Genomic DNA, 17,968 nt, shown 5'->3' with positions numbered 1-17,968 from the left:
TGGGTGTGGGTCGCTCTCTCGGCTCAATTCCGAGGTGGTGCCCCCGGGCCCCTCTTTGGGGGGGTGGGGGCCCCCCCCCCCCCCCCCCGGGCGGGGGGGGGGGCCCCCCCCGCCCCCCCCCGCCACCCCTCACACCTACGGCCTCACGTCGAGGACCGCCGCCTGCGCGCCCCCGGGCGCCGCTCGCTCGGCCGCGTCACCGGGTCGCCGGCGTCCACCGCCGCCGCGCGACGGCGCAGGCCGAAGTCCGCCAGGGCCTCCGCCAGCTTGTGGACGGACGGCTCGGGAGCCATGACGTCCACGCGCAGCCCGTGCTCCTCCGCGGTCTTGGCCGTCGCCGGGCCGATGCACGCGATCACCGTCACGTTGTGCGGCTTGCCCGCGATACCGACCAGGTTCCGCACCGTGGACGACGACGTGAACAGCACCGCGTCGAAGCCGCCGCCCTTGATCGCCTCGCGGGTCGTGGCCGGCGGCGGCGAGGCGCGCACCGTGCGGTAGGCGGTGACGTCGTCGACCTCCCAGCCCAGCTCGATCAGCCCGGCCACCAGGGTCTCGGTGGCGATGTCGGCCCGGGGCAGGAAGACACGGTCGATCGGGTCGAAGACCGGGTCGTAGGGCGGCCAGTCCTCCAGCAGGCCCGCCGCCGACTGCTCGCCGCTCGGCACCAGGTCCGGCTTCACGCCGAAGGCGATCAGCGCCTTGGCGGTCTGCTCGCCCACCGCGGCGACCTTGATGCCCGCGAAGGCACGGGCGTCGAGCCCGTACTCCTCGAACTTCTCCCGGACCGCCTTCACCGCGTTGACCGACGTGAACGCGATCCACTCGTAGCGGCCCGTCACCAGGCCCTTGACCGCCCGCTCCATCTGCTGCGGGGTGCGCGGGGGCTCCACCGCGATGGTCGGCACCTCGTGCGGCACGGCCCCGTACGACCTCAGCTGGTCGGAGAGCGACGCCGCCTGCTCCTTCGTGCGCGGCACGAGGACCTTCCAGCCGAACAGCGGCTTGGACTCGAACCACGACAGCTGGTCACGCCGGGCGGAGGCGCTGCGCTCGCCGACCACGGCTATCACCGGGCGGCCGCCGTCCGGGGACGGCAGCACCTTCGCCTGCTTCAGCGTCTGCGCGACCGTGCCGAGCGTCGCCGTCCAGGTGCGCTGCCGCGTCGTCGTACCGGCGACGGTCACCGTCAGCGGGGTGTCCGGCTTGCGGCCGGCCGACACCAGCTCACCGGCGGCCGCGGCCACCGAGTCCAGCGTCGTCGACACCACGACCGTGCCGTCGGAGGCGCCCACCTCGGTCCAGCAGCGGTCCGACGCCGTACGGGCGTCCACGAACCGCACGTCGGCGCCCTCGGCGTCCCGCAGCGGCACACCGGCGTACGCGGGCACGCCGACGGCGTTCGCGATGCCGGGGACGACCTCGAAGGGCACCCCGGCCGCGGCGCACGCGAGCATCTCCTCGGCGGCGTACGTGTCGAGCCCGGGGTCCCCGGTCACCGCACGCACGACCCGCCTGCCGCCCCGCGCGGCCTCCATGACAAGATGTGCGGCATCCCGCACAGCGGGGACACCGACGGCCGTTGACGCCCCGTCAACAACCGTCAGCTGGGGCGTGCCTGCGCCCGGATCCGACGGATCGGCATCCGTGTGCACCTCGGCGACGCCCTGCCTCGCGTGCGTCCGTACGACGTCGAGCACCTCGTGCTCGGCGACGAGGACGTCCGCGTTCGCCAGCGCCTCCACGGCGCGCAGAGTCAGCAGTCCCGGATCTCCGGGTCCGGCACCGAGGAAGGTGACGTGCCCGTGTTCCGGACAGGCGGGAAAGGTGGTGGGGCTCAATGTGCTCGCTCCCCCATCAGACCGGCCGCGCCCTGGGCGAGCATCTCGGTGGCGAGTTCGCGACCGAGTGCCAGTGCCGCCTCGTGCGTCTGGGGCACGGGACCGGTGGTGGACAGCTGCACCAGCGTCGAGCCGTCGGTCGTGCCGACGACGCCGCGCAGGCGCATTTCCTTGACAGTCTGCCCGTCGGCCAGGAGGTCGGCCAGCGCGCCCACAGGGGCGCTGCAGCCGGCCTCCAGGGCGGCGAGCAGTGACCGCTCGGCCGTCACGGCGGCCCGCGTGAACGGGTCGTCGAGCTCGGCGAGCGCGGCGATCAGCGCAGCGTTGTCCGCGGCGCACTCGATCGCCAGGGCCCCCTGGCCGGGGGCGGGCAGAACCGTGTCGACCGACAGGAAGTCGGTCACCTCGTCGATGCGTCCGACCCGGTTCAGTCCGGCGGCGGCCAGCACGACGGCGTCGAGCTCACCGCTGTGGACGTATCCGATGCGGGTGTCGACGTTGCCCCGGATCGGGACCGTCTCGATCTCCAGTCCGTGGGCGCGGGCGTACGCGTTCAGCTGTGCCATGCGACGCGGCGCGCCCGTGCCTATGCGGGCGCCGCTGGGCAGGTCGGCGAACTTCCGCGCGTCCCGGGCGACGACGACGTCCCGCGGGTCCTCGCGCACGGGGGTGGCCGCGACGACCAGGCCCTCGTGCTCCGCGGTGGGGAGGTCCTTGAGCGAATGAACCGCGAAGTCCACGTCACCCCGCAGCAGGGCCTCGCGCAGCGCGGCGACGAACACGCCCGTGCCGCCGATCTGGGCCAGGTGCTCGCGGGACGTGTCGCCGTACGTGGTGATCTCGACGAGCTCCACGGGCCGTCCGGTCACCTGGCTCACGGCATCCGCCACCTGCCCGGACTGGGCCATGGCGAGCTTGCTGCGCCTCGTCCCCAGTCTCAGTGCCTTCTCAGTCATGCCGGCCCTCGGTTCTTCTCAGTGCTGTTCTCGGTCCGCGAGACGGAGGCCACCGTCTCCTGGTCGAGGTCGAACAGGGTGCGCAGTGCGTCCGCGTACCCGGCGCCGCCGGGCTCGGCGGCGAGCTGCTTGACCCGGACCGTCGGCGCGTGCAGCAGCTTGTCGACCACACGCTTGACGGTCTGGGTGATCTCGGCGCGGTGCTTGTCGTCCAGGCCCGGCAGCCGCCCCTCGAGCCGGGCGATCTCGCCGGCGACGACGTCGGCGGCCATGCTGCGCAGCGCGACGACGGTGGGCGTGATGTGCGCGGCCCGCTGGGCGGCACCGAAGGCCGCGACCTCGTCGCCGACGATCCGGCGGACCATGTCGACGTCCGCGGCCATCGGCGCGTCGGCCGATGCCTCGGCGAGCGACTCGATGTCCACCAGGCGCACACCGGCCAGCCGGTGCACGGCGGCGTCGATGTCGCGCGGCATGGCGAGGTCGAGCAGGAAGAGCACCGGCTGCGGACGCGGCACCTCGGCGACGGGCTCGGGGCGCCTGCGCTCGGGGATCCGGCCGACGCTCGCGGCCGTCGCGGCGAGCGCGGTGATCAGTTCGGCGTCCGCCTCGGCGCCCGGCCGCCCGGTCTCGCGCGGCCGGTCCACGACCGTCCCGCCGGCGGCCCACGCCCCGTGCTGCTCCAGCGTCGCGGCGTCCATGCCGGCCACGGCGGCCTCCCCCATGACGGAGAAGCCGGTCGGCACGGAGGACAGGTCCAGCGGGCAGTTCTCGTCGGCACCGGCGGGGGCACCGGCACCCGGCAGAGGCGTTTCGGCACCCTCCGGCACGGCGGCGGGGGCGGCGTCCGCCGTCGGACGGACACCGTCCGTCCCGGCCACGGCCACGTCCGCGGGCGCGCCGGTGCGGCCCTCCACCGTCGCCGCCACGGCGTCGGCGGTGAGGACCAGCCCGGTGGCCCCGGTGCAGGAGACGGCCACGTCGGCACGTGTCAGCTCGGCCGGCACCGCGTCCATCGGTACCGCGCGGGCCAGCACGTCCGTGTCGTCGCCCTCGGAAAGGATCTCGGCGAGCCGCTCGGCCCGCTCGAAGGTGCGGTTGGCGACCACTATCTCCGCGACCCCGGCCCGCGCCAGCGTGGCGGCGGCCAGCGAGGACATCGAGCCGGCGCCGATGACCAGCGCCTTCTTGCCCCGCGCCCAGGTCTGCACGTCGGCTCCCGCGGCGAGCTGCTCCAGGCCGAAGGTGACCAGGGACTGCCCGGCGCGATCGATGCCGGTCTCGGAGTGGGCGCGCTTGCCGACCCTCAGCGCCTGCTGGAACAGGTCGTTCAGGAGCCGTCCGGCGGTGTGCAGGTCCTGGGCGCGGGCCAGGGAGTCCTTTATCTGGCCGAGGATCTGCCCCTCGCCGACCACCATCGAGTCCAGCCCGCAGGCCACCGAGAACAGGTGGTGGACGGCCCGGTCCTCGTAGTGCACATAAAGATAAGGAGTGAGCTCGTCCAGGCCGACCCCGCTGTGCTGGGCGAGCAGCGTGGACAGCTCGGCGACACCGGCGTGGAACTTGTCCACGTCGGCGTACAGCTCGATGCGGTTGCAGGTGGCCAGCAGCGCGGCTTCGGCGGCCGGTTCGGCGGCGACGGTGTCCTGCAGCAGCTTGCACTGCGCGTCCGCGTTCAGCGAGGCCCGCTCCAGGACGCTGACGGGAGCACTGCGGTGGCTCAGCCCGACGACGAGAAGGCTCATGCCGGCATCACGGCGGGCACGTCCCCGTCGGGTCCCTGGTCGGCGGAGGGCTGCTTGCGGGCGACGGCGGGCGGCACGGCACCGGCGTCGGCCGCGGCCTCCTCACCGGCCTTGCGCTGCTCGTGGAAGGCGAGGATCTGCAGCTCGATGGAGAGGTCGACCTTGCGCACGTCGACGCCCTCGGGGACGTTCAGCACGGTCGGCGCGAAGTTCAGGATGGACGTGACACCGGCGGCCACGAGCCGGTCGCAGACCTGCTGGGCGGCACCGGCGGGGGTCGCGATCACACCGATCGAGACACCGTCGTCCCGGATGATCTTCTCCAGCTCGTCGGTGTGCTGCACGGGGATGCCCGCCACCGGCTTTCCGGCCATCTGCGGGTCGGCGTCGATGAGCGCGGCGACGCGGAAGCCGCGGGACGCGAACCCGCCGTAGTTGGCGAGCGCGGCGCCGAGGTTGCCGATACCGACGATGACGACCGGCCAGTCCTGGGTCAGCCCGAGTTCGCGCGAGATCTGGTAGACGAGATACTCGACGTCGTAGCCGACGCCCCGGGTCCCGTAGGAGCCGAGGTAGGAGAAGTCCTTGCGCAGCTTCGCGGAGTTCACTCCCGCCGCGGCCGCCAGCTCCTCGGAGGAGACCGTGGGCACCGAGCGCTCCGACAGCGCGGTGAGTGCTCGGAGGTACAGCGGAAGCCTGGCGACGGTGGCCTCGGGAATCCCTCGGCTGCGGGTCGCCGGTCGGTGTGTTCGGCCAGTTGCCACGGTGCTCCTGCGGGTAGAGCGGGGCTGTAGGCGGTCATACGTCCCTACATGACCGCCCCGTCGAATGCAGGCTATGTCTTTGTGAACGCGTGCACAAAGATGGTGTCCGATTTGCCCGGCCAACGTGACCGGGGTCACGCGCCCCCGGCGCACGAAACGGGAACCGGCGCATTCGCACCCGCGTTCCTCTCCCATCGGGGGCAAAGCCGCCCACGCTCCTCACGATCAACGCCCCCGAGACCATGTCGCCATCGATCCTAAGCGACCATCCGGACTACTTGGACTGCTCGGTCAGTGCCTTGCGCAGGCGCTCCTCGTTCACACGCCAGAAGGTGTGCTGCCTGCCGTCGACCAGGACGACCGGGATCTGCTCCCAGTACTGGTCATGGAGCCGGCGGTCCTCGGTGATGTCCTTCCCCTCCCAGGGGACACCGAGTTCGGCGCACACCTTCTCGACGACGAGCTGTGCGGCATCACACAGATGACAGCCGGGTTTGCGGATGAGGGTGACGAGATGGTTCTCGGAGTGCGGAGGGGATGGCGGGTTCTGGGCGGTCTCGGGGACCCCGGGCGCCTGCGGGGCCCTGCGGCGGAAGAGGGGACTCATGTCCGCCATTCTCGCGCGGCCCCGGCCGGAGGCGGGTCCTCCGCCGCCGGCCTCACCGCCCGCGGGACCGTCGACCCGACGCGCCGGTCCGCCCGCCCCTTTAACGGCACCGTCGCCCAGAGTTCACAGCCCCCCAACCTCTCGAGTCCGAAGCCTCCGAACAAACTGGCTATGCTCACGGGCATGGCCGCTCTCGGATGGCTCACCCCCCGTAGGCGCTCCGCCACGGCGCGGAGCGTGTTGGCAGGCGAGGCCTCGGCGGAGGCCGCCCGCAAGTCCACCCAGGACCTTCCCGAGGCCGCGCGGGGCGAGGAACCGGAGTTCCCCGTCCACGGCGACGACCGTGCCGCCGCCTTCTTCGACCTCGACAACACCGTCATGCAGGGCGCCGCCCTCTTCCACTTCGGCCGCGGACTGTACAAGCGGAAGTTCTTCGAGACCCGCGACCTCGCCCGGTTCGCCTGGCAGCAGGCATGGTTCCGCCTCGCCGGCATCGAGGACCCGGAGCACATGCAGGACGCCCGCGACTCGGCACTGTCGATCGTCAAGGGCCACCGCGTCTCCGAGCTGAAGTCGATCGGCGAGGAGATCTACGACGAGTACATGGCCGAGCGGATCTGGCCCGGCACCCGCGCCCTGGCCCAGGCCCATCTCGACGCCGGCCAGAGGGTCTGGCTGGTCACGGCCGCCCCGGTGGAGATCGCCCAGGTGATCGCCCGCCGCCTGGGCCTGACCGGCGCGCTCGGCACGGTGGCCGAGTCGATCGGCGGCGTCTACACGGGCAAGCTCGTCGGCGAGCCGCTGCACGGACCCGCCAAGGCGGAGGCGGTCCGGGCACTGGCGGCGGCCGAGGGCCTGGACCTGTCCCGCTGCGCCGCCTACAGCGACTCCCACAACGACATCCCGATGCTGTCGCTGGTCGGCCATCCGTACGCGATCAATCCTGACGCGAAGCTGCGCAAGCACGCCCGCGAGCTCGAGTGGCGGCTGCGCGACTACCGCACGGGCCGCAAGGCGGCCAAGGTCGGCATCCCGGCCGCCGCGGGCGTCGGCGCGGTGGCGGGCGGCACGGCGGCGGCCATCGCCCTGCACCGCCGGCGCCGCTGACCCGGGCCCGGCGGCGCCCGCGGCACTGCGCAGCCAACCGGTCCGGCCTACCCCCGGAGGGCCCTCCTCAGTCCTCTTCTCTCACATCGGGCACAACACGCACTGTAGTCACCAGGAAGCCGAACCGTTTCGGTCGCCAATCGATCAATCTGCCGCATCCGAACGGGCGTCAATCGGCTACGGAAGCGACGTAATCGATGATTTGAGCAACTGGGCGTAGCAGCACCTGTACGAAGCGTTATTCTCCTCAGACGCAATCCGGTGCCCCACCTTCGCTACGAGGGGTGAAAGGTTCCGTACTGCACGTGATGGAAGCTCTGCCTCTGGGAGTCCCGTGTACCCACACGTCGGGGTTGACGCCTCGGGCCTGGCTACGCTGCGCGCAACGGTCAAATCAGCCCAAGACCTGCTGCGCGTCTTCGTCCCCACCGCGTACGCCGTCCCCGCCCTCGCCGCGGCCACCGCCCCCGCCGGCCCGTGCTACGCACTGGCCGAGGCCAGCGCCGCCGTGGGCAGACGAGCGCGGTCGTCCTCGTCCGGGGCCGCCGCCACCCACCGCCGCCCCGCCGCGGACAGCGACAGCGCCCGCATGATGGACCTGGTCGAACGGGCCCAGGCCGGCGAGGCCGAGGCGTTCGGGCGGCTCTACGACCAGTACAGCGACACCGTCTACCGCTACATCTACTACCGCGTGGGCGGCAAGGCGACCGCCGAGGACCTGACCAGCGAGACGTTCCTGCGGGCCCTCCGGCGCATCGGCACCTTCACCTGGCAGGGCCGCGACTTCGGCGCCTGGCTCGTGACCATCGCCCGCAACCTCGTCGCCGACCACTTCAAGTCCAGCCGCTTCCGGCTGGAGGTCACCACCGGCGAGATGCTCGACGCCAACGAGGTCGAGCGGTCCCCCGAGGACTCCGTCCTCGAATCCCTCTCCAACGCCGCCCTGCTCGACGCCGTACGGCGGCTCAACCCGCAGCAGCAGGAGTGCGTCACCCTCCGCTTCCTCCAAGGCCTCTCGGTCGCCGAGACCGCCCGCGTCATGGGCAAGAACGAGGGAGCCATCAAGACCCTCCAGTACCGGGCCGTCCGCACCCTCGCACGACTGCTGCCGGACGACGCCCGCTGAGCACCGGCGCCCCCGAGGCGCCGAACACCCTCCGCACTCCCCAAGTCACCGTCGGTTGAAGTACGTTGAGAACGCAGCCCGGGCCTCCGTCGTCCGTAACCCAAGTGCCGCGCCACTCGTTGTGCGGGATGCAGGCTCCCTGTGGTCACTCCCCGACCGACTCCCACGACACGTTCGTGTGGATCCGTCCGGGGCGTGCAACCCTCAGGACCCCCTGGGGAGTCGACCGTCATGACGAGAGGAGGTGCCGCCAGTGATCGCGAACGTATCGGCGCACCGGCGGGCGAACGCCTTCGCCCAGGCTCTGGAGGAGCAGTCCGAATCCGGGGCGGCGGCCGAGCAGTCCGAAGGACCGGCACCCGCCGGGGCCGTCGCGGAACAGACCGAGCAGGGACGTCTGCTGTCCCTCGCCGCCGGCCTGGAAACGCTGCCCCGGCCGGAACTGGATCCCGAGGTCAAGGTCGTCCAGCGGGCCCGACTGGTGGCCGCGTTCGAGGCCATGATGCAGGAGGGCACCGCCGGCGGCGGGGCGACGGACCCTTCGGTGCCCGAGCAGCGCCGGGCCCGTGGCGCCCATCGGGCGACCCCGCTGGGGAAGTTCCGGCCGCGGTCACGGCTGGCCAAGGGCCTCACCGCGGGCGGCCTGAGCGTGAGTGTCGCCGCCGGAGCCTTCGGCGGAGTCGCCGCTGCCAGTTCGGACGCGCTGCCCGGTGATTCGCTCTACGGCCTCAAGCGCGGCATAGAGGACTTCCGGCTCGGCCTCGCCGACGGCGACGACGAACGCGGCCGGGCCTACCTCGACCTGGCCTCCACCCGGCTGAACGAGGCACGCCGGCTCATGGAGCGCGGTCGCAGCGGCCCCCTCGACCACGAGGACCTGGGCGAGATCCGCCGCGCCCTGTCCGGGATGCGGCACGACGCGTCCGAAGGCCACCGCCTGCTCAGCGCGGCCTACGCCCGCGACCCCGACTCCCTGGGCCCCATGCGGGCGCTCTCCGCCTTCTCCCGCTCGCACCGGGACACCTGGGGTGCCCTGCGCGAACGGCTGCCCGTGCAGCTCGGGGACGTCAGCGAAGAGGTGTCGTCGGTGTTCGACGCCATAGAGGACGAAGTCGCCCCGCTGGAGTACCTGCTGCCCGCGCCACCGGCCCAGGGCGACACCCCCGGCGACGACGGGCGGCCGAGCGGGTCCGGCTCGGCCACCACCGACACACCGGGCACGGGACGCTCCGCGTCGCCCAGCGGCAGCGGCGCCTCGTCCGACGGCGCGCACAGCGGCAGCGGCGGCCCCAGCGAGTCCGCCTCCTCCGGCAGCACCGACGACGGCCTGCTCGGCGGCGACACCGGCGGCCTGCTCGACCCGCCGAAGGCCAGCGGCAGCGCCTCCCCGTCCCCCGGCGGCACCACCCCGCCCCCCGAGCCCGACGTCACCCTCCCACCCCTGCTCCCCGGCCTGCTCCCGGGCCTGGGCATCCACGGCGAGGACGCGGACTGACCCGCTGGGGTGCCCCCGACACCCGGGGGCACCCCACCGCACCGGCTCAGAAGAACACCGACGCCGCCTCGGCTCAGAAGAACACCGACCGCCGCTGCACCAGCAACTTGTACAGCGTGTGCTGGAGCCCACCCACACCGCCGGCCTCGCACCGCTTCGCGGGCTTCGCCCGGCTGCGCCGGACTCCGTCCGCCGACTCACCGCACCCGCCGTCACGCGCCGCCTCGGCTCAGAAGAACACCGACCGCCGCTGCACCAGCAACTTGTACAGCGTGTGCTGGATCTGCTCCCGGACCTGGTCCGTCAGGTTGAACATCAGCATCGGGTCCTCGGCCGCCTCCGGCGGATACCCGTCCGTGGGGATCGGCTCACCGAACTGGATCGTCCACTTCGTCGGCAGCGGCACCGCACCCAGCGGACCGAGCCACGGAAAGGTCGGCGTCAGCGGGAAGTAGGGGAAGCCCAGCAGCCGCGCCAGGGTCTTCGCGTTCCCGATCATCGGGTAGATCTCCTCCGCCCCGACGATCGAGCACGGAATGATCGGCGCCCCCTGCCGCAGCGCCGTCGACACGAAACCGCCGCGCCCGAAACGCTGCAGCTTGTACCGCTCGCTGAACGGCTTGCCGATGCCCTTGAACCCCTCCGGCATCACCCCGACCAGCTCACCCTGGGCCAGCAGCCGTTCCGCGTCCTCCGCACACGCCAGCGTGTGGCCGAGCTTGCGGGCCAGCTCGTTCACCACGGGCAGCACGAACACCAGGTCCGCCGCCAGCAGCCGCAGATGCCGGTCGGCCGGATGGTGGTCGTGCACGGCGACCTGCATCATCAGACCGTCCAGCGGCAGCGTCCCGGAGTGGTTGGCGACGATCAGCGCGCCGCCCTCCGCCGGGATGTTCTCCACGCCCTTCACCTCGACCCGGAAGTACTTCTCGTACACCGGACGCAGCAGCGACATCAGCACCTGGTCGGTGAGTTCGGCGTCGTAGCCGAAGTCGTCGACCTCGTAGTCGCCGGTGAGACGGCGCCGCAGGAACGCCAGACCGGCCGCGACACGCCGCTCCAAGCCACCGTCCGAGTCCTGTGCCCGCACCTCACCGCCCTCGCCGCGAGCCCCCGGCGACCCGGCGGTCACCGGACCGTCGTCCCGCGTCGCCCCGCGGACGGGCAACGGCTGCACCTCGCGCACCGGCACGGACTCCGCCGCGCCGCCCTTGCGCCGGCTCCCCCCACCGCGGCGCCGCGCCGGGCGCTGTCCCGCACTCCCGCCGCTCCCCCGGGACCGGTCGTCGTCGAACGGAATGACCTTGGCGTCCGCCATCGTTGTTGCGCTCCTCAGTTGGCGCTCTGCGTCGGGAGGTGGCCGCTGCCTCGCAGGGACAGCTCCGCGATCCGGTCGACTGCCCCCGCGAGGGCATCCGGCGGCAGCAGCCCCGGGCCGCTGCCGCGCACGAAGTCCGCGAACGTTTCGGCCGTCGTGTACTTCGGCCGGAATCCCAGGGTCTCGCGCATCTGTGTGGTGTCCACGACCCGCCCGTGGGTGAGCAGCCGGATCTGCTCCGGGGAGAAGTCCGTCATTCCCAGCGTACGCACGAGGGAGCCCGCCCAGGTGACCGCCGGAAGCAGCAGCGGCACCGTGGGGCGCCCCAGCCGGCGCGAACACTGGGAGAGCAGCAGGACACCGTCGCCGGCGATGTTGAAGGTGCCGCTGTTCAGGGTGCCGCGCCGCGGCTCGTGCGAGGCGGCCCGCAGCACGTCGATCACGTCGTCCTCGTGCACGAACTGCAGCCGCGGGTCGTAGCCGAACACCGTCGGCAGCACCGGCAGCCCGAAGTACGACGCGAGCGGCGTGTCCGGGCTCCGGCCCAGGATGTTGGCGAACCGCAGCACGCACACCGCGACGTCCGGCCGGCGGCGCGCGAAGCCCCGCACATATCCCTCGACCTCCACGGCGTCCTTGGCGAAACCGCCGCTGGGCAGCGACTTGGGCGCGGTGGTCTCGGTGCAGACGGCCGGGTCGCGGGGCGCGGAACCGTAGACGTTCGTACTGGACTTGACCACGAGCCGCTTCACGGTCGGGGACTTCTGGCAGGCGCCGAGCAGTTGCATCGTGCCGATGACGTTGGTCTCCTTGACCGACGTCCGGCTGCCGCTGCCCAGCGGGGTGCCCGTGACGTCCATGTGGACGACCGTGTCCGCACCCGTCTCGGCCAGCACCCGCCCGATGGCCGACTGCCGGATGTCGGCCTGGACGAAGTCGGCGCCGCCCAGGTGGTGCTCCGGCGCGACGGCGTCCACGGCCACGACCCGGTCCACGTCGGGATCACGCTGGATGCGCCGGACGAACCGGCCTCCCAGCTGACGGGCCACCCCGGTCACGAGCACGACCTTGCCCAAGATCAGCGCCTTCCTCTCGCCCTACTCCGTAGCCTGCCGCGTTCCCGCCTGCGGGCCAACTTAGCCGGTCGGTGTTGCGCTGTGATGACCGCCGGATGCAGCAAGTGACGGAAATTCGCGCCCGCCCCGGACCCCCGAAGCTCCCGGGGACCGGGGGACCCGGGGATACGACTGTGGCCCCCCACCGGATTCGGTGGGGGGCCACAGGACACGCTGACGGCGCAGCGTCGCTTACTTCTTGTTGCGACGCTGAACGCGCGTGCGCTTGAGCAGCTTGCGGTGCTTCTTCTTGGCCATCCGCTTGCGCCGCTTCTTGATAACAGAGCCCACGACTACCCTCGCTCACTTCTCATCACTCGGTTGTTTGGGCGCCATGGGCCCACACGACCTACGAGGGGCTAGCCTACCCGCCCGAGCGCTGAGGTCGTAATCGAGGTCGTCAGGCCGTTTCCACCCCCACGTAGCTCTCGCGGAGGTACTCGTGAACCGCTTGCTCCGGGACGCGGAACGACCGTCCCACCCGGATCGCGGGCAGATGACCGCTGTGCACCAACCGGTACACGGTCATCTTGGACACGCGCATCACCGAGGCGACCTCCGCCACGGTAAGGAACTGAACCTCGTTCAGAGGCCTTTCGCCAGCTGCAGCCATGACACACCTGAACCTTCCGCACTCGACGGCCACCGGCTTCCCCTTCCGGTGACTCTTCGTCGCTGCGTGCTCACTCCCCAATGTAGGTGCGGGTGATGCGAATGGGGAAGAGGTGCACGCATCGGCGTCCTACTGGGACAGACACGCCCGATTGAGTACGTAGCGGGTGAGCGGCCGGTAGTACGCGGGCCGCACACCGTCATCAAGCGGAACGGCGACGGACACCAACCCCTCGGCCTCTCCCACGAAGAGCGCGGGATCGTTCGTATCGCCCGGCCCGATGGCCTCGAACCCCAGCTGACCTGCCCCGCAGACCCAGCCGTGGTCTCCGATCACCAGCTCGGGGAGCGGCCCGCCGTCCTCGGCCGCCACGGCCAGCGCGGTCCGAACCGGGAGCGGCGAGTGCGTGTGTGCGCCGGGCTCACAACCGGGGCGTTCCGCGCCGTCCTCCCGCACCAACGCGACTCCGCGGACGTACTCGAGGCGGTGGGTGCGTAGGCCGAACCGGGTCGTTATGTCGACACGGTGACCCTGCGCCGGGGTGAGGACAGCACATCCCGCCGCCGACAGGGCGTCGGCCAGGGCGGCGTAGAAGCCGAGCAGCCGATGCGGGTGCCCGGTGCCGAGGAGGACCGGAGCGCGACGCGCGGCCACCGCGGCGAGGCGCCCCGCGAAGGCGTCCAGAGCGGTCAGTGTCCGCTCGGGGTCGATGACGTCCCGGCCCGAAGTATGCCGCGGGTCGGCCGAAACACCGCACCTGCGCGCCATCAGCGCGAGCAGGTCCCGCTCCCCCCAGTCACCCTCCGGGTCGATCCCGATGAGCAACCGCGGGTCCCGGGCCGCGAACAACCGGTAACTCCGCAGACTCGCCTCACGGGAAGTGGCCACGACCCCGGCGAGACGGACGTCCAGAAGATGAGCCCGAAGAGCTCCACGGCCCCACACCCGCACGATCCTGCCGCACCGACCCACCGCGGGAACCCACATCCCCCGACATCCCCACGAACGGCGTAACCCCCACCACCCCGCCCGAGCCGCAGGCAGTCCTGCCCCTGGGGCGACGACGGAACCCGCACCACCCCCGCCCGAGCCGCGGGCAGTCGTGCCTCCCCCAGTGCCTGAACGGCCTGGGAGGTACCCCCAGGGCGGCACGGGTGGGCGGTGGGGGTCCCCCCGCTCGAGCGAAGCCGAGAGTGGGGGAGGCACCTCGGCAGCACCGGGCCACGCGACCCACCCCCGCCCAGCCCCACGCCGAGCACCCACAAACGCCGACCGGCTCACCCGCCCCGCCCGCCGAAAGACACCGTCACGCCAACAACCCCCGCAACGGAAACACCGCCCGCCGAGCCGCCACCACCGCCTGATCCAACCGATCCGCAGGGTCGTACCCCGCCTCCCACGACGCCCACGACACCGGCCACCGCCCATCGGTCATCCGCATCGGCCCCAGCTGCCGCGTCCGCGCGAACACCTCCTGCCGCCACCCCTCCGGAATCACCGTCTCCGGCTCCACCGGCCGTCCCGCCGCGATCCCCACCAGATGCGTCCACGACCGCGGCACCACGTCCACCACCGCGTAGCCACCCCCGCCCAGCGCCACCCACCGCCCGCCGGCGTACTCGTGCGCCAGGTCATGACACGCCACCTGCACGGCCCGCTGCGCGTCCAGCGACACCGCCAGATGCGCCAGCGGATCCTCGAAGTGCGTGTCGGCCCCGTGCTGCGTCACCAGCACCTGCGGCCGGAAGTCCGCGATCAGCTCCGGCACCACCGCGTGGAACGCCCGCACCCACCCCGCGTCCCCGGTCCCCGCCGGCAGCGCCACGTTCACCGCCGACCCCTCCGCGCAGTCGGCCCCGGTCTCCTCCGGCCACCCCGTCTGCGGGAAGAGGGACCGCGGATGCTCGTGCAGCGAGATCGTCAGGACCCGCGGGTCCTCCCAGAACGCCGCCTGCACCCCGTCCCCGTGGTGCACGTCCACATCCACGTAGGCCACCCGCTCGGCCCCCAGCTCCAGCAGCCGCGCGATCGCCAGCGCCGCGTCGTTGTAGACGCAGAACCCCGACGCCGCCCCCGGCATCGCATGGTGCAGTCCGCCCGCGAAGTTCACCGCGTGCAGCGCGTCCCCGCGCCACACCGCCTCCGCCGCGCCCACCGACTGGCCGGCGATCAGCGCGGCCACCTCGTGCATCCCCGCGAACGCCGGATCGTCGATCGTCCCGAGCCCGTACGACGCGTCCGCCGCATCCGGGTCCGCCGAGGCCGCCTTCACGGCGTCGATGTAGTCCTCCCGGTGGACGAGCCGCAGCGTCGACTCCCCCGCCGCCTTGGCCGCGACGACCTCCACCTCCCGGTCGAGGCCCAGGGCACCGACCAGCCCTCGCGTCAGGGCGAGCCGGACCGGATCCATCGGATGGTCCGGACCGAAGTCATAGCCCGTTACTGCCTCGTCCCACATCAGCTGTGCGCGGCCGCTCATGCCCGCCACCGTATCGGTCCGGTTGAGCCTCGAACGACCGGGCGTACACCAGTGTCACCAGCACCAACACCATCGGCACGAGCATGGCCCCGCGGTAGCTCCAGGCGTCCCCCAGCGCACCCACCAGCGGGGAACCGACCAGGAAGCCCACGTAGTTGAAGACGTTGAGCCGCGCCACCGCCGCATCGGACGCCCCGGGGAACAGGCGCCCCGCCGCCGCGAAGGTCTGCGGCACCAGCACGCACAACCCCAGACCCAGCAGCGTGAACCCGAGCATCCCGACCCACGCACCCGGCGCCACGGCCACCACCGCGAAACCGCCCGCCGCGACGACCGCCCCGCCCCGCACCACCGCGACGGCCCCCAGCCGCCGCACCCCGAGGTCCCCGAGCGCCCGCCCCACCAGGGTCGTCACCATGTACACGTTGTACGGAACGGTCGCCAGCTGCTCCGAACTCCCGAGCACGTCCTGCAGGTACTTGGCGCTCCAATTGGAGACCGTCGAGTCCCCGATGTACGCGAACGTCATCACCAGACACAACGGCAACAGCACCGCGAACCCGACGCCCGCACCGCCGCCCCCGCTCGCCGGCGCCCGGTCCCCCGCCTCCGTCCGCTCCCCGTCGACGTACCACCGGCTCCCCACCAGCGCGGCCGGCAACAGCACCGCCACGGCCGGGAGGTAGGACACCCACAGCGCCAACTCCCAGTGCGCCCCGACCCAGGCGAGCGAGGCCCCCAGGATCCCACCCAGGCTGTAGGCCGCGTGGAACCCGAGCATGATGCTCCGCCCGTACGCCCGCTGCAGGCTCACCCCGAGCATGTTCATCGAGGCGTCCAGCGCGCCCACCGCCAGCCCGAACACCGCCAGCGCCACGGCCAGCTCCGCCATCCGGTCCCCCGCGCCGACGCCCAGCAGCGCCAGCAGCACCACGGGCTGGGACCAGCGCAGCACCCGGCTGGGCCGCACCCGCCGCACCAGCCGCTCCGTCACCACGCTCCCCACCCCGGCCAGCACCGGGACGGCGGCCAGGAAGACCGGCAGCAGCGCGTCGGAGACGCCGTACCGGTCCTGGACGGCCGGAATGCGCGTCACGAGCAGGGCGAAGGCGACGCCCTGCGCGAAGAAGCCGAACGCCAAAGAGGCCCTGCCGCGCCGCAGCACATCTGTCATGGCGGCGAGCGTAGGGCCCCGGCTTACCGGTGGGTAGATCCCGCCAAAGATGAATTGCGCTCAGCTTCGACGGGTGCGGCGACCGCCGGAGCGGGCAGCGGTGCGGACTCGGGCGCGTCGTCCGCGGCCACGGCCGCGCCGATCATGTGCGCCATCGGTCCGGCGCCCAGGGCGCCGCTGAGCACGAAGGCCAGCACCATCGTGGCGGCCATGACGACCGTTCCGAGCCACACCATGGTGTCGACGGGGACGGTGTAGGCGCCGACGGCCCGCACCGCGCACTCGGCGACGAACGCCGTGCCCCACACGCCGGTGAACCTGAGCTCCGCCCGCCGGAACGCCGGCGACTCCAGTCGCAGCCGGTCCCAGGCCGCCTCGCGCCGGGCGTCCCCCTTGATCAGGAACGGCTTGAGGTTGGCGGTCATCATGGGCCGCCTCATCACCACGGACGCCAGCATCACGATCCCCACCACACTGCTGATAGCGCTGTCCTTCACGAGCAGCAGCCGGGCGTCGCCCGTCCCGAAGCTGAGCAGCAGCCCGGCGAGGTTCACCAGGAGGATGAGCACGGGCAGCCCGTTCACCTCTCGGTTCCGGAACAGGCCCCACCCGGTCCGCAGCACCGGCACGACACTGCTCCAGCCGAGGGCCGCGACCGAGCTCATCCCGAACGCGCCCTTGAGGAGGTAGTAGGACCCGACCGGTACTCCCACGTCCAGGAGGAGGGAGACGAAGGTACGACGCTTGCCCTGCCGCTGGTTGTCCGTGCCCGTGTTCGTCGTCATGCACACAGCTTCGCCGCCGGACCCGGTCCCCCAGTAGAAACATGCGTCCGGAGCTACGCATGACAAATGTCAGCCCGGGTCCGCCGCCTCCGTCATACGAGCAGGTCAGCCAACTCCCCCATGTCACCGAAGAGTCGAGTGGCCCCGGCCAGCTTGGGGGCGGGGGTCATCCCGGTGTACCCGTACACGTCCATCCCGGCCGCCACGGCCGCCTGCACACCGAGCGCGCTGTCCTCGACGACCAGGCACCGCTCCGGGGCCACGCCCATCCGCTCGGCGGCGTGCAGGAAGAGATCGGGCGCCGGCTTCCCCCGCCCCACGTCCTCGGAACTGAAGATCCGGGCGTCGTCGAACCACCGGTGCAGTCCGGTCTTCCGGTGCCCGACCCGGATCCGCTCATGGCTCCCGGAGGAGGCCACGCAGTACGGCACCTCGTCCGCGGCGAGCTTCTCCAGCACACCGACGACCCCGGCAACGGGCTCCAGGTCCTGCTCGAAGGCGGCGAACACGCGCCCGTGGAAGACGTCGTCGAAGTCCTCGGGAAGCCGCCGGCCTGTCCGCTCCAGGACGAGGTCGTGAATCCGGTGCATCGCGGACCCCATGTAGTCACGCAGGGACTCGTCGTACGTCGTCGGGTGGCCGAGCTCGGTCAGATAGGCGGCCAGCAGCCGATTGGAGATCGGCTCGCTGTCGACGAGGACACCGTCGTTGTCGAAGACAATCAGTTCGTAGCGCATACGCCGACCCTAAACGCAGAAAACCCCGCACCGTGAGGTGCGGGGTTTTCCCAAAGATTGTTCGGCGGCGTCCTACTCTCCCACAGGGTCCCCCCTGCAGTACCAT

At 72.1% G+C, this 17,968-nt stretch carries 16 protein-coding genes and 2 pseudogenes; 3 read left to right on the top strand and 15 right to left on the bottom strand.

What is annotated here, in order from left to right; translation table 11 throughout:
- Nucleotides 1–143: 143 nt before the first annotated feature.
- The 5 genes from ACGF3H_RS35945 to ACGF3H_RS35925 all read right to left on the bottom strand — a co-directional run bounded on the left by ACGF3H_RS35945 (nt 144) and on the right by ACGF3H_RS35925 (nt 5,922).
- Nucleotides 144–1,841 (bottom strand): bifunctional uroporphyrinogen-III C-methyltransferase/uroporphyrinogen-III synthase, encoded by a 1,698-nt coding sequence (locus ACGF3H_RS35945; RefSeq protein ID WP_362492212.1) that lies wholly within the window; start codon nt 1,839–1,841, stop codon nt 144–146.
- On the bottom strand, nt 1,838–2,797 hold the full coding sequence (gene hemC, locus ACGF3H_RS35940; RefSeq protein ID WP_362492210.1) for a hydroxymethylbilane synthase: 960 nt from the start codon (nt 2,795–2,797) through the stop codon (nt 1,838–1,840). The genes ACGF3H_RS35945 and hemC overlap by 4 nt, the downstream gene beginning before the upstream one ends.
- Complete coding sequence (locus ACGF3H_RS35935; protein ID WP_362492208.1) at nt 2,794–4,542, bottom strand: glutamyl-tRNA reductase; 1,749 nt, start codon at nt 4,540–4,542, stop codon at nt 2,794–2,796. The genes hemC and ACGF3H_RS35935 overlap by 4 nt, the downstream gene beginning before the upstream one ends.
- Nucleotides 4,539–5,306, bottom strand: a complete 768-nt coding sequence (locus ACGF3H_RS35930) for a redox-sensing transcriptional repressor Rex (protein ID WP_362492206.1) — start codon at nt 5,304–5,306, stop codon at nt 4,539–4,541. The genes ACGF3H_RS35935 and ACGF3H_RS35930 overlap by 4 nt, the downstream gene beginning before the upstream one ends.
- A 274-nt stretch (nt 5,307–5,580) precedes the next feature.
- Nucleotides 5,581–5,922: a glutaredoxin family protein gene (locus ACGF3H_RS35925; RefSeq protein WP_362492204.1), complete on the bottom strand. Its 342-nt coding sequence runs from the start codon at nt 5,920–5,922 to the stop codon at nt 5,581–5,583.
- 174 nt (nt 5,923–6,096) lie between these two features.
- Between ACGF3H_RS35925 and ACGF3H_RS35920 the strand changes: the two genes are divergently transcribed.
- From ACGF3H_RS35920 to ACGF3H_RS35910, 3 genes are all read left to right on the top strand, one after another.
- Nucleotides 6,097–7,020 (top strand): HAD-IB family hydrolase, encoded by a 924-nt coding sequence (locus ACGF3H_RS35920; RefSeq protein ID WP_362492201.1) that lies wholly within the window; start codon nt 6,097–6,099, stop codon nt 7,018–7,020.
- Nucleotides 7,021–7,354: 334 nt separating this feature from the next.
- Nucleotides 7,355–8,146, top strand: a complete 792-nt coding sequence (locus ACGF3H_RS35915; protein WP_362492197.1) for an ECF subfamily RNA polymerase sigma factor, BldN family — start codon at nt 7,355–7,357, stop codon at nt 8,144–8,146.
- A 253-nt stretch (nt 8,147–8,399) separates the two neighbouring features.
- On the top strand, nt 8,400–9,641 hold the full coding sequence (locus ACGF3H_RS35910) for a DUF5667 domain-containing protein (protein ID WP_362492195.1): 1,242 nt from the start codon (nt 8,400–8,402) through the stop codon (nt 9,639–9,641).
- A gap of 229 nt (nt 9,642–9,870) precedes the next feature.
- On the opposite strand, the pseudogene ACGF3H_RS35905 reads toward ACGF3H_RS35910, so the two are convergent.
- The 10 genes and pseudogenes from ACGF3H_RS35905 to ACGF3H_RS35860 form a co-directional block, all read right to left on the bottom strand.
- Nucleotides 9,871–10,710: pseudogene (locus ACGF3H_RS35905) on the bottom strand (lysophospholipid acyltransferase family protein); the annotation flags it as partial.
- Nucleotides 10,711–10,784: 74 nt separating this feature from the next.
- Nucleotides 10,785–10,959, bottom strand: a pseudogene (locus ACGF3H_RS35900) (glycerol acyltransferase); the annotation flags it as partial.
- Nucleotides 10,960–10,973: 14 nt separating this feature from the next.
- Nucleotides 10,974–12,035, bottom strand: a complete 1,062-nt coding sequence (locus ACGF3H_RS35895) for an NAD-dependent epimerase/dehydratase family protein (protein ID WP_362492189.1) — start codon at nt 12,033–12,035, stop codon at nt 10,974–10,976.
- A gap of 231 nt (nt 12,036–12,266) precedes the next feature.
- Complete coding sequence (locus tag ACGF3H_RS35890) at nt 12,267–12,365, bottom strand: 30S ribosomal protein bS22 (protein WP_003948845.1); 99 nt, start codon at nt 12,363–12,365, stop codon at nt 12,267–12,269.
- Nucleotides 12,366–12,474: 109 nt separating this feature from the next.
- Nucleotides 12,475–12,687 (bottom strand): helix-turn-helix domain-containing protein, encoded by a 213-nt coding sequence (locus ACGF3H_RS35885; RefSeq protein ID WP_004984898.1) that lies wholly within the window; start codon nt 12,685–12,687, stop codon nt 12,475–12,477.
- Nucleotides 12,688–12,816: 129 nt separating this feature from the next.
- Complete coding sequence (locus tag ACGF3H_RS35880) at nt 12,817–13,674, bottom strand: phosphatase (RefSeq protein WP_362492187.1); 858 nt, start codon at nt 13,672–13,674, stop codon at nt 12,817–12,819.
- 319 nt (nt 13,675–13,993) lie between these two features.
- Nucleotides 13,994–15,166: an acetoin utilization protein AcuC gene (locus ACGF3H_RS35875; RefSeq protein WP_362492184.1), complete on the bottom strand. Its 1,173-nt coding sequence runs from the start codon at nt 15,164–15,166 to the stop codon at nt 13,994–13,996.
- Nucleotides 15,117–16,340, bottom strand: coding sequence for an MFS transporter (locus ACGF3H_RS35870; RefSeq protein WP_362492181.1), 1,224 nt, complete (start codon nt 16,338–16,340; stop codon nt 15,117–15,119). The genes ACGF3H_RS35875 and ACGF3H_RS35870 overlap by 50 nt, the downstream gene beginning before the upstream one ends.
- 23 nt (nt 16,341–16,363) lie before the next feature.
- Entirely contained in the window at nt 16,364–17,125 is a 762-nt protein-coding gene (locus ACGF3H_RS35865) for a VC0807 family protein (protein WP_362492178.1), read from the bottom strand.
- 92 nt (nt 17,126–17,217) lie between these two features.
- Entirely contained in the window at nt 17,218–17,862 is a 645-nt protein-coding gene (locus ACGF3H_RS35860; RefSeq protein WP_362492175.1) for an HAD family hydrolase, read from the bottom strand.
- Nucleotides 17,863–17,968 lie beyond the last annotated feature (106 nt).

The sequence above is a fragment of the Streptomyces sp. NPDC048185 genome (genome assembly GCF_043202495.1).
In the GTDB taxonomy this organism is placed as follows: Bacteria; Actinomycetota; Actinomycetes; order Streptomycetales; family Streptomycetaceae; genus Streptomyces.
The sequence above is the reverse complement of the archived record's forward strand: the minus strand, read 5'-3'. Positions and strand labels throughout refer to the sequence as shown.

What these genes read in the sequence shown, in the direction of transcription:
- ACGF3H_RS35875 (WP_362492184.1), bottom strand. Translation starts at nt 15,166, where the DNA reads ATGAGCGGCCGCGCACAGCTGATGTGGGACGAGGCAGTAACGGGCTAT.
- ACGF3H_RS35935 (WP_362492208.1), bottom strand. Translation starts at nt 4,542, where the DNA reads ATGAGCCTTCTCGTCGTCGGGCTGAGCCACCGCAGTGCTCCCGTCAGC.
- ACGF3H_RS35870 (WP_362492181.1), bottom strand. Translation starts at nt 16,340, where the DNA reads ATGACAGATGTGCTGCGGCGCGGCAGGGCCTCTTTGGCGTTCGGCTTC.
- ACGF3H_RS35920 (WP_362492201.1), top strand. Translation starts at nt 6,097, where the DNA reads ATGGCCGCTCTCGGATGGCTCACCCCCCGTAGGCGCTCCGCCACGGCG.
- hemC (WP_362492210.1), bottom strand. Translation starts at nt 2,797, where the DNA reads ATGACTGAGAAGGCACTGAGACTGGGGACGAGGCGCAGCAAGCTCGCC.
- ACGF3H_RS35880 (WP_362492187.1), bottom strand. Translation starts at nt 13,674, where the DNA reads ATGTGGGTTCCCGCGGTGGGTCGGTGCGGCAGGATCGTGCGGGTGTGG.
- ACGF3H_RS35925 (WP_362492204.1), bottom strand. Translation starts at nt 5,922, where the DNA reads ATGGCGGACATGAGTCCCCTCTTCCGCCGCAGGGCCCCGCAGGCGCCC.
- ACGF3H_RS35860 (WP_362492175.1), bottom strand. Translation starts at nt 17,862, where the DNA reads ATGCGCTACGAACTGATTGTCTTCGACAACGACGGTGTCCTCGTCGAC.
- ACGF3H_RS35865 (WP_362492178.1), bottom strand. Translation starts at nt 17,125, where the DNA reads ATGACGACGAACACGGGCACGGACAACCAGCGGCAGGGCAAGCGTCGT.
- ACGF3H_RS35885 (WP_004984898.1), bottom strand. Translation starts at nt 12,687, where the DNA reads ATGGCTGCAGCTGGCGAAAGGCCTCTGAACGAGGTTCAGTTCCTTACC.